Here is a 9739-nt window from a genome sequence, read left to right as displayed (position 1 = left end):
CAAGCAAAAGCCCGCCATCGGCAACGATGGCGGGCTTTTGCTTGGCTGGCAGGTGAGGCCACAATCCTGCTGCAGCTTGCAGCTTGCAGCTTGCAGCTTGCAGCTTGCAGCTTGCAGCTTGCAGCTTATCCCTTCTCCTCGAGCAGCCAGTCGACGAAACCCTCCAGGTCATCAAAGACCCGCGTCTCAGTGTGAGCTGAAGCCAGTTCGGGGTGCTTGGCCAAGGTGCGCTCACCCTTGCCGGTTCGGACCAGCACCGGATGGCAGCCCAGGGCATCACCGGCCTGAAGATCGCGCAGGCTGTCACCCACCATCCAGCTTCCTGCCAGGCTTTCCAGGCCCAGGGCGTCACGGATCTGCACCAGCAGGCCCGGGAGCGGCTTGCGGCAGTCGCAACCGTCAGAGGGACCATGCGGGCACCAGGCGATGTGGGCAATCTCGCCGCCCGCCTCATGCACCAGGCGGTCCAGCGCGGCGTGCATCTCGGCCAGCGCGGTCTCGTCATAGTAGCCCCGGGCGATACCGGACTGGTTGGTGGCGACGGCCACCTTCCAGCCCGCACGCGTCAGCCTGGCGATGGCAAGGATGGCGGTGGGGTAGGGGATCCATTCGTCGATGGACTTCACGTAGTCATCGGAATCCCGGTTGATGACACCGTCTCGATCGAGGATCACCAGGCGTTCGGCTGAGGGCATGGGGAAAGGGTCTCCGGGTATCGGTGCATGACGAAGCTGAGTGTTTCACGTGGAACACGCCATGCCAAGCGGCGAGGCGACCATGGGAAAGGAAGGTCAGCGACTGTCGGTGGAGGGCGAGTCCTGCCAAGGAGGGCTCGACTCCGGGCGGCGATGTTCCACGTGAAACAGTTGGGGACGGGTGCGCATGAAAAAGGCCGGCAGCGTTGGCTGCCGGCCTCGTGACACCGCGGGGCGGTTACTGCTGGAGCTGGGCGATATCCGCCACCTCGAGGAACAGCGCCCTCAGGCTGGCCAGGAGGGCGAGCCGGTTGTTGCGAACGGCCGTGTCATCGGCCATTACCATGACCTGGTCGAAGAAGGCATCGACCGGCTCGCGCAGGCTGGCCAGGGTGTCCAGCGCCTCGGCGTAGCGCCCCTCGGCGAATAGCGGCATGACCCCTTCGCGGCGGGAGCTGACGGCCTCGTACAGGGCCTTCTCGGCGGGATCCTGGAGCCGTGCGACGTCCACCTCCTCGCCGACCGGACCCTCCTGCTTGGCGAGGATGTTGGAGACACGCTTGTTGGCGGCGGCGAGGGCAGCGGCCTCCTCACGGCTGGCGAAGGCGTGGACGGCGCGCAGTCGCCGTGCGAAGTCCAGCGGCCGGTTGACCGGGCGGGCGCGAACGGCCAGGTAGACCTCGGCCTCGATGCCCTCGTCCTGCCCCCAGGCCCGGAAGCGGTCGAGCATGTAACCCAGCACCTCCTCCACCAGCCCTTCGGCATAGGGGAGCTCCTGGTGCTGGGCGGCGGAAAGCTCGAGGAGCTCGCGAAGGTCCAGGTCAAGCTCGCCCTTGATCAGGATGTTGAGCACCCCGATGGCGGCGCGGCGCAGGGCAAAGGGGTCCTTGGTGCCGGTGGGGCGGGCCCCGATGCCGAAGATTCCGGTCAGGGTGTCGAGGCGGTCGGCGAGGGCCAGGGCCATGCCGGTCCGAGTCGAGGGAATGGCATCGGTCGCGAAGCGTGGCAGGTATTGCTCCTCGAGCGCCTGGGCGACCTCCCGGGGTTCGCCGTCATGCTCGGCGTAGTAGCGGCCCATGATGCCCTGCAGCTCGGGGAACTCCAGCACCATCTCGGTGACCAGGTCACACTTGGCCAGTTCGGCCGCGCGGCGTGCCTGGGCCACATCGCCATCGATGCGCCCGGCGATGAAGGCGGCCACGGCGGCGTTGCGGTGGGCCTTGTCGGCCAGGGTGCCGAGCTGCTTCTGGAACACCACCCCGGCGAGTTCCTCTATCCGTGAGGCCAGCGTGCGCTTGCGGTCGGTGTCGTAGAAGAAGGCGGCATCGGCGAGGCGGGGACGGATGACCTTCTCGTTGCCCTCGATGACCTGGCGCGGGTCCTGGCTGTCGATGTTGGCAACGGTGATGAAGAGCGGCTTGAGGCGACCCTCGTCATCCAGCAGGTGGAAGTACTTCTGGTTGGCCTTCATGGAGGAGATCAGGCACTCGGCCGGCACCTCGAGGAAGCGTTCGTCGAAGCTGCCGGTCAGCGCCACGGGCCACTCCACCAGGCCGCTGACCTCGACGAGCAGATCCTCGTCGATCACCGCCGTGGCCTCCTGCACCTCGGCCTCGGACAGCACCTGCTCGCGGATGCGCTCGCGTCGCACATCGCGGTCGGCAAGCACCCAGGCGCCCTCCAGGGCCGCGAGATAGCCGTCCGCATCGGCCAGCTCGAGGGGCGCCGGGGCATGGAAACGGTGGCCTCGGGTGGTCCGTCCGGCCTTGAGGCCCAGCGCCTCGGCCTCGATCACCTCGCTGCCGTAGAGCATCACCAGCCAGTGAGCCGGACGCGAGAATTCCACCCGGGAAGCGCCCCAGCGCATGTTCTTCGGTACCGGCAGGCCAGCGATCGCCTTGTCGACGATGCCGGGCAGCAGGGTGGTGGTGGCCTCGCCCTGCTGCTGTTCGCGATAGCCGAGCCAGGTGCCCTTGTCGGTCTCGAGGTGGATCAGTTCGCTGACCGCGACGCCGCAGGAGCGAGCGAAGCCTTCGGCGGCCCGGGTCGGCTGGCCATCCTTGAAGGCGGCGGCCAGTGCCGGACCGCGGCGCTCCACCTCGCGATCGGGCTGCTTGTCCTCCAGCGCCTCGATCTGCACGGCGAGCCGCCGCGGGGTGGCATAGGCGCGCACCGGGCCATGGGCAACGCCGGCCTCGGCCAGGCCGCGCTGGATGCCCGTGGCCAGGGCGTCGGAGAGCGGGTCGATGGCGCTCGGGGGCAGCTCCTCGACGCCCAGTTCAACCAGTAGGGTGTTGGCAGCCATCACACGTCTCCCTGTTCGGCAATCGATTCTTTGTCCAGCAGTTCGCGGCGCAGGGCCTCGGGGGCCAGCGGGAAGCCGGCGGCCTTGCGCGAGTCGTAGTAGGCGTGGGCCACGTCGCGGGCCATGGTGCGTACCCGCAGGATGAAGCGCTGCCGCTCGGTGACGGAGATGGCGTGGCGAGCATCCAGCAGGTTGAAGGTATGGGAGGCCTTGAGCACCTGCTCATAGGCGGGCAGGGGCAGGCCGGCCTCCAGCAGCTTGGTGCACTCACGCTCCTGGTGGTCGAAGGCCGCAAACAGGGCGGGCACGTCGGCATGTTCGAAGTTGTAGGCGGACTGCTCCCGCTCGTTCTGCAGATAGACGTCGCCGTAGGTGACTCGGGTGCCATCCGGTGCCACGGTCCAGACCAGGTCGTAGACGCTGTCGACGTCCTGCAGGTACATGGCGATCCGCTCCAGGCCGTAGGTCAGCTCGCCGGTGACCGGGAAGCACTCCAGGCCGCCGGCCTGCTGGAAGTAGGTGAACTGGGTCACCTCCATGCCGTTGAGCCAGACTTCCCAGCCCAGCCCCCAGGCGCCCAGGGTGGGCGATTCCCAGTTGTCCTCGACGAAGCGGATGTCGTGGGTCAGCGGGTCGAGGCCCAGCCGCTTGAGCGAGCCCAGGTAGAGCTCCTGGAGCTCGGCAGGGGAGGGCTTCATCACCACCTGGAACTGGTAGTAGTGCTGCAGGCGGTTGGGGTTCTCGCCGTAGCGGCCGTCGGTGGGACGGCGGGAGGGCTGCACGTAGGCCGCGTTCCAGGTCTCGGGTCCGATGGAGCGCAGGAAGGTGGCCGGATGGAAGGTGCCGGCTCCGACCTCCATGTCCAGGGGCTGCAGGATCACGCAGCCCTGTTCGGCCCAGTACTGCTGCAGGGCGAGGATCAGCCCCTGGAAGGTTGCCACGTCTGGCGTCGACTGTGTCATTGCGGAAGCACCGTTGGCCATGAATTCACGAGGCGTCAAGTATACAATCACAGGCAGATCGGTTATAGGCGCTCGCCCCGAGACAGAGGAATCCTCCATGATCGTAGTGACAGGCGGAGCCGGCTTCATCGGCTCGAATCTGGTCAAGGCACTCAATGCCCGCGGCCACCATGACGTCCTGGTGGTCGATGACCTGAGTGACGGCACCAAGTTCGTCAACCTGGCCGACTGTACCCTCGGCGACTATCTGGACAAGGACGACTTCCTTGCCCGGATCAAGTCGGCACTGAACGGGGAGCCGTCGCACCTGCCGCCCATCGAGGCGATCTTCCACCAGGGGGCCTGTTCCGACACCACCGAGTGGGACGGGCGGTTCATGCTCGAGAACAACTTCGAGTACTCCAAGGTGCTGCTGCACTTCTGCCAGCGTGAGGGAATTCCCTTCCTCTACGCCTCGTCGGCGGCCACCTATGGGGGCAGCGAGGTGTTCTTCGAGGAGCCCGAGCACGAGAAGCCCCTCAACGTCTACGGCTACTCCAAGCTGCTCTTCGACCAGTACGTTCGCGCCCGGCATGACGACTTCACCAGCCAGGTGGTCGGCTTCCGCTACTTCAATGTCTATGGCCCCCGGGAGCAGCACAAGGGCAAGATGGCCAGTGTCGCCTACCACCACCATACCCAGATCAGCGCCGGCCAGAACGTGAAGCTGTTCGGCGCCTGGGAGGGCTACGACGCCGGCATGCAGAGCCGTGACTTCGTCTACGTGGGTGACGTGGTGGACGTGAACCTGTGGTTCCTCGACCACCCCGATGCCTCCGGCATCTTCAACCTGGGCACCGGCCGCGCCGAGCCCTTCAGGGCGATCGGCGAGGCGGTGATCGATTTCCACGGCAAGGGCGAGATCGAGTACATCGACTTCCCCGACGAGCTGAAGGGGCGCTACCAGAGCTACACGCGCGCGGACATCACGCGGCTGCGGGAGGCGGGCTACGATCGCGAGTTCCGCACCGTGGCCGAGGGGGTGCGCGAGTACCTGGAGTGGCTGAATGGCTGAGGCCCTGGCCGCCCGCGGCGAGCGCTTCCTGGTGGTCGGGCCCTCGTGGGTGGGCGACATGGTCATGGCCCAGAGCCTGTTCATCACCCTGAAGATGCATCATCCCGGCTGCCGGATCGGGGTGGTCGCGCCCGCCTGGTCACAGCCGATCCTGGCGCGGATGGCGGAGGTGGACGAGGTGATTCCCCTGGAGGTGGGCCACGGCGAGTTCGGCTGGGCGGCGCGGCGAGCCCTCGGAGCCTCGCTGCGAGGCCGCTTCGACCGCGCCATCGTGCTGCCACGCTCCTGGAAGTCGGCGCTGGTGCCCTTCCTGGCGGGCATTCCCCACCGCATCGGCTTCACCGGTGAGCAGCGCTACCTCCTGCTCAACGAGCGGCGTCGACTCGACAAGGGTGTCCTCGACCAGACCGTCAAGCGCTTCGTGGCCCTGGGCCTGCCGGAGGCGCAGGTGGCGTCCGGTGATTTCCCCCTGCCGTATCCCCGGCTCGCCGTGGATGCGGCCAACCAGGCGCGGCTGCGCGAGGCCCATGGGCTCTCGTCGCTGCCCGCCATCGGCCTGATGCCCGGTGCCGAGTATGGTCCCGCCAAGCAGTGGCCGCTGGCCCACTACCGCGAGCTCGCCCGCGGGCTCGTCGCCGAGGGGTTCGAGGTGAGGGTGCTGGGTGGCCCCGGGGACCAGGCCGCCGGCGATACCATCAGCGAGGGGCTCGACGGGGTGCACAACCTGTGCGGCAGGACGCGACTGGCCGATGCCGTCGACCTGCTGGCGGACTGCGCGCAGGTGGTCACCAACGACTCGGGGCTGATGCACGTGGCCGCGGCCGTGGGGACCCGGGTGCAGGCCATCTATGGCTCCTCGTCACCGGCCTACACGCCGCCGATGACCGACCAGGCCGAGATCCACTACCTCGGCATCGACTGCTCGCCCTGCTTCCAGCGCCACTGTCCCCTGGGCCATACCCGCTGCCTCACGGAGATCCCGCCCGAGCGGCTGCTGGCCGCCGTGCTGGCGAGCCGCGCGGCGACCCTCGCCCGGGGCTGAGGCCCCCGACGCCGTCACTGCACCTCGGCGGGCGCCTCGCCGGTCGCGTCCTCGGGGGCTTCCACGACCTGCTCCTGGGGGGCTGGCTCCTCCTCACGACGCTCCGGCACCAGCCCTTCCCACAGGCGCTGCTGCAGTGCCGTCTCCTCGTGCATGCGGGCTGCCAGGTCGGCCTGGCCGTGGGACTCGAGCAGGGTGGGAGCCGGGGACAGCAGCGAGACCCCCAGGCCGGCACGATGCCCGTCGATGACGAAGCCCATGGCCTCCAGGAGGGTCGGGAAGAGGTCGACCATGGAGGATTCACGGCGGGTGCGGGTGCCGGTCGCGATACCGGGGCCAAGCAGCATGAAGGTATTGTCACGCTCGCCCCGGGTCAGCTCGTCCCAGACGGAAACGCGCATGGTCAGGTGGTCGCTGGCGATCGCCACCAGGGTGTTGTCCAGCAGCCCGTCCGCGTCCAGTCGCTCGATCAGGTCGCGTGCCAGCCAGGCCGAACACTCCACCGAGTAGAGGATGTCCTGGCCGTCGAATTCCCCCTGGCGTTCTCGGCAGGCCTGGGACGGATAGCCGTTGGGCGCGTGGCCGGCGAGGCTCAGGTTGACCACGCCCCAGGGACCGTCGCCCTCGGCCTCCAGGCGCCTGATCTCCTCGACGGTAAAGTCGTAGAGGCTGTCGTCGTAGAGTCCCCAGTTGTTGACGTAGTCGGGGTCCTCGAGCCGGGGGGCGAGCTCCTCCCGGCCCAGCACCGTCTCGAAGCCATGGTCCTCGTAGAAGATTCCCTTGCCGGCGAAGGCCTTGCTGGCACCGCCCAGGTAGGCGAGGCGATAGCCCTGCCCGGCCAGCACGTCGCCGAGGCAGTCAACGCCGGGGACGACGCGGCCCAGTGGCTCGAACTGGCTGTCGTGGAGCAGGCCGGCGGGCATCAGTGGCGTGCCGCACTGGCTGGCGATCATCCCGGCCATGGTCCAGCCGGTGTTCTCGATCTGGCGGACCGCCTCGAAGACCCGGCCCCGTTCACCGATGGCGTCCAGGTGGGCGTAGGCATCGCCGAAGCGCTCGCGGTCCGCGTAGGTGCGTTCGATGCTCTCCAGGTAGAGCAGCAGCAGGTTGGGGGGAGCGTCTGGGGCCTCGCGGATCGCCGGCGGGACATAGCGGCGATCCAGCCAGGCGCCGTCATCGGTGACGATGGCCGCCCCGCGCTGGGTCATCCCGTAGAACAGCGGGTTGCTGGCCAGCAGCACCAGGGCCAGCAGCCGCTCGCCCAGTCGCCAGCGGTGGTCGCGGCGGACCAGCCAGGTGAAGGAGACCAGCAGGGCCGCCATCGACAGGGTATAGAGGACCGCGGCCAGCAGGCGGTCGGTGCCGCCGTGGTCGGACATGCCCGCCTGGAGGTGGAAGAAGATCGCCCCCAGATCGACGATACCGAAGCTGTCGGCCAGGTAGACGTAGAGCCCCCAGAGCGCGATGGGCAACAGCGACCAGGGCCAGACCCTGGCGGGCCGGCGGGAATGCCGTGGAGCGCCCCAGCGCAGCAGCCAGCCCAGTCCGAGCCAGGCGGCGGCGACCGGTACCAGGCCCCAGGGCGGCAGTCGGGTCACGGCCACGGCGGCATGGCCGATGCAGAGGCCGATGACGAGCAGGGCCCACCAGCGCGGCTGGCGAAGGGGGGTGGTCAGGAGACGGCTGGTCATGAGGGGATCATCGGATGGGTTTGCCCCAGCTTAACAAGTTGGAGCGGCAGGCCGCACTTCCGGAGTTTGGCGGGGCCGTGAGGCCGGCTTACACTGGGCGGCGACAAGCCATTACCCAAGGATAGACGATGTCGATTGCTGCCGTGCTGATCGTCAAGAACGAGCAGGCTCACCTGCCTGCCTGCCTGGAAACGCTGGCCTGGGTCGACGAGATCGTGGTGGTGGATGCCGGCAGCGTGGATGATACCTGCCGGATTGCACGACAGTTTACCGACAAGGTGGTGGTGGAAGACGACTGGCAGGGTTTCGGCATCCAGCGCCAGCGGGCCGAGTCGCGGGTAGAGAGCGACTGGATCCTGATGGTCGACGCCGACGAGCGGGTGACGCCCGAGCTGCGAGCCAGCATCCAGCAGGCGCTCGGGAGGGGCGAGGCGGCGATCTTCACTCTGCCGCGCCTCTCATGGTGCTTCGGGGACTATATCCGCCACTCCGGCTGGTACCCTGACCGGGTGGCTCGTCTCTATCCGCGGGGCCGTGCCGGCTACAATGCCGCCCTGGTCCACGAGAAGCTCGAGAACCCGGAAGGCCTTCCCGTGAAGCCTCTGGAGGGTGACCTGCTGCACTACACCTACCGTGACCTGCGCCATTATCTGGAAAAATCCGCTCACTACGCCCAGGCCTGGGCGGAGCAGCGGGCCGCACGCGGCAAGCGCGGCAGCCTGTCCTCGGGCATTTCCCATGGCATCGGCTGTTTCCTGCGTATGTACCTGCTCAAGGCGGGTTTCCTCGATGGTCGACAGGGGCTGCTGCTGGCGCTTCTCTCGGCCCACTCCACCTTCGCCAAGTATGCCGACCTCTGGGTCAGGACACGGACGTCGCCGCCATCGCCAGACGCTGGAGCAGGTCGCTGATCGCCTTGGCCGCCGCATCGAGATCGATACTCCCCATGTCCTGCTCCCCGGCCTGCTCCGGCGGGCTGAAGGCCAGCCGGTGCTCCTCGGCGTTGCAGGTCTGCCAGCGCAGCGGCGTCGCCGAACGACGGGCCGGATAGAAGCCCGCCGTGGGCAGGTCGAGGCAGCCGGCGATATGCAGGGGGCCGGTGGAGCCGGCGATGAAGAGGTCGGCGGCCGAGAGGCTGCGGGCGAAGGCGTCGAGGCCGCTCCGCGACGGCAGCCGCTCGGCCGTGTAGCCCGCCGAGACGATCCTCTCGCGGATCGCCTCGGCCACCCCTTCCTCGCCGGGCCCCGCGGTCAGCAGCCATACCGGCGCCGGCGCCCCGCCGAGATGCGACTCGATGCGGCAGGCCAGCTCGGCGTACTGCGCAGGGGAGAGGTTGACGGCAGAGCCGCCGCTGCCCCCGTGCAGGAAGCACCAGGGGCGGTGGCTGTCGATCCCGAGTTCCTCGGCAATCCGCCGGCGCTCGGCCTTTCGCTCGGCGTCGGGAAGCGGCCAGTAGGGGGGCGTCGGTGGCGATGGCAGGGCGAGGCCCAGCTCGTCAAGCAACGCTTCGGCCAGCGCCAGGTTGTAGCGGTACTCCGGTTTTTCCGAACGCGACCTGCGCTGGACGAGGCGTCGGTTGTAGAATAACTGCGCCCACTTGGTGGCCGGGGCAAACCGCAGGGGAATCCCGGCCCGCCAGCCCAGCCAGCCGATGCGCGGGGTGGAGAACAGCGTGAGGAGGGCATCGAAGCGCTCCCCCTTCACCTCGGCGAGCAGCCGCCGACGCTCGCGGCGTTCGGCACCCTCGCCCGGGTCGATCAGCACCCGGTCGACCCAGGGGCAGAGTCGCGCCATGGGCGCCGTGTAGGCGGGCACCAGCACGCTGACATGGGGCTGCGGTTCGGCCGCCTTGAGGCAGGCCAGCGCCGGCCAGGCCAGCATGAAGTCGCCGAGCTTGTCGTTGCGCACCACCAGCAGGCGCGGAGGCGTCCTGCGGGCGGCGGCGGAAGTTGAAGTCATCCGGGCTCCCGAGCCCCGCTACCGGAAAGGA

8 protein-coding genes are annotated in these 9739 nt (G+C 68.4%); 3 read left to right on the top strand and 5 right to left on the bottom strand.

Going from position 1 to position 9739, the window contains the following annotated elements:
• Positions 1–125: 125 nt before the first annotated feature.
• The 3 genes from gmhB to glyQ form a co-directional block, all read right to left on the bottom strand.
• On the bottom strand, positions 126–695 hold the full coding sequence (gene gmhB, locus BDK63_RS03190; RefSeq protein ID WP_183329886.1) for a D-glycero-beta-D-manno-heptose 1,7-bisphosphate 7-phosphatase: 570 nt from the start codon (positions 693–695) through the stop codon (positions 126–128).
• A gap of 238 nt (positions 696–933) precedes the next feature.
• Positions 934–3000: a glycine--tRNA ligase subunit beta gene (gene glyS / locus BDK63_RS03185; RefSeq protein ID WP_183329885.1), complete on the bottom strand. Its 2067-nt coding sequence runs from the start codon at positions 2998–3000 to the stop codon at positions 934–936.
• Entirely contained in the window at positions 3000–3962 is a 963-nt protein-coding gene (glyQ, locus tag BDK63_RS03180) for a glycine--tRNA ligase subunit alpha (RefSeq protein ID WP_183329884.1), read from the bottom strand. The genes glyS and glyQ overlap by 1 nt, the downstream gene beginning before the upstream one ends.
• Positions 3963–4059: 97 nt before the next feature.
• Here glyQ and rfaD point away from each other — a divergent pair, with 97 nt between their 5' ends.
• Together rfaD and waaF are read left to right on the top strand one after the other, a co-directional pair.
• Positions 4060–5016 carry an ADP-glyceromanno-heptose 6-epimerase gene (gene rfaD / locus BDK63_RS03175; RefSeq protein WP_183329883.1) on the top strand — a complete coding sequence of 319 codons (957 nt, stop codon included), beginning with the start codon at positions 4060–4062 and terminating at the stop codon, positions 5014–5016.
• Positions 5009–6058: a lipopolysaccharide heptosyltransferase II gene (gene waaF / locus BDK63_RS03170; RefSeq protein WP_183329882.1), complete on the top strand. Its 1050-nt coding sequence runs from the start codon at positions 5009–5011 to the stop codon at positions 6056–6058. Before rfaD ends, waaF begins: the two co-directional genes overlap by 8 nt.
• A gap of 14 nt (positions 6059–6072) precedes the next feature.
• Here waaF and BDK63_RS03165 read toward each other — a convergent pair whose 3' ends face one another.
• The gene (locus BDK63_RS03165; protein ID WP_183329881.1) at positions 6073–7749 is read right to left on the bottom strand and encodes a sulfatase-like hydrolase/transferase; all 1677 of its coding nucleotides are present in this window, start codon (positions 7747–7749) and stop codon (positions 6073–6075) included.
• A gap of 128 nt (positions 7750–7877) precedes the next feature.
• On the opposite strand from BDK63_RS03165, the gene BDK63_RS03160 reads away from it, so the two are divergent.
• The gene (locus BDK63_RS03160; protein ID WP_183329880.1) at positions 7878–8660 is read left to right on the top strand and encodes a glycosyltransferase family 2 protein; all 783 of its coding nucleotides are present in this window, start codon (positions 7878–7880) and stop codon (positions 8658–8660) included.
• Here BDK63_RS03160 and BDK63_RS03155 read toward each other — a convergent pair.
• Complete coding sequence (locus BDK63_RS03155) at positions 8611–9708, bottom strand: glycosyltransferase family 9 protein (RefSeq protein WP_183329879.1); 1098 nt, start codon at positions 9706–9708, stop codon at positions 8611–8613. The two genes, BDK63_RS03160 and BDK63_RS03155, sit on opposite strands and share 50 nt — an antisense overlap.
• Between the last annotated feature and the right edge of the window lie 31 nt (positions 9709–9739).

It is taken from the genome of Halomonas campaniensis, assembly GCF_014193375.1.
GTDB lineage: Bacteria > Pseudomonadota > Gammaproteobacteria > Pseudomonadales > Halomonadaceae > Halomonas > Halomonas campaniensis.
This window is presented reverse-complemented; position numbering and strand designations above follow the sequence as displayed.

Bases quoted from the DNA above. Each gene is read 5' to 3' on its own strand.
- gmhB (WP_183329886.1), bottom strand. From the start codon at position 695: ATGCCCTCAGCCGAACGCCTGGTGATCCTCGATCGAGACGGTGTCATC.
- glyS (WP_183329885.1), bottom strand. From the start codon at position 3,000: ATGGCTGCCAACACCCTACTGGTTGAACTGGGCGTCGAGGAGCTGCCC.
- glyQ (WP_183329884.1), bottom strand. From the start codon at position 3,962: ATGACACAGTCGACGCCAGACGTGGCAACCTTCCAGGGGCTGATCCTC.
- rfaD (WP_183329883.1), top strand. From the start codon at position 4,060: ATGATCGTAGTGACAGGCGGAGCCGGCTTCATCGGCTCGAATCTGGTC.
- waaF (WP_183329882.1), top strand. From the start codon at position 5,009: ATGGCTGAGGCCCTGGCCGCCCGCGGCGAGCGCTTCCTGGTGGTCGGG.
- BDK63_RS03165 (WP_183329881.1), bottom strand. From the start codon at position 7,749: ATGACCAGCCGTCTCCTGACCACCCCCCTTCGCCAGCCGCGCTGGTGG.
- BDK63_RS03160 (WP_183329880.1), top strand. From the start codon at position 7,878: ATGTCGATTGCTGCCGTGCTGATCGTCAAGAACGAGCAGGCTCACCTG.
- BDK63_RS03155 (WP_183329879.1), bottom strand. From the start codon at position 9,708: ATGACTTCAACTTCCGCCGCCGCCCGCAGGACGCCTCCGCGCCTGCTG.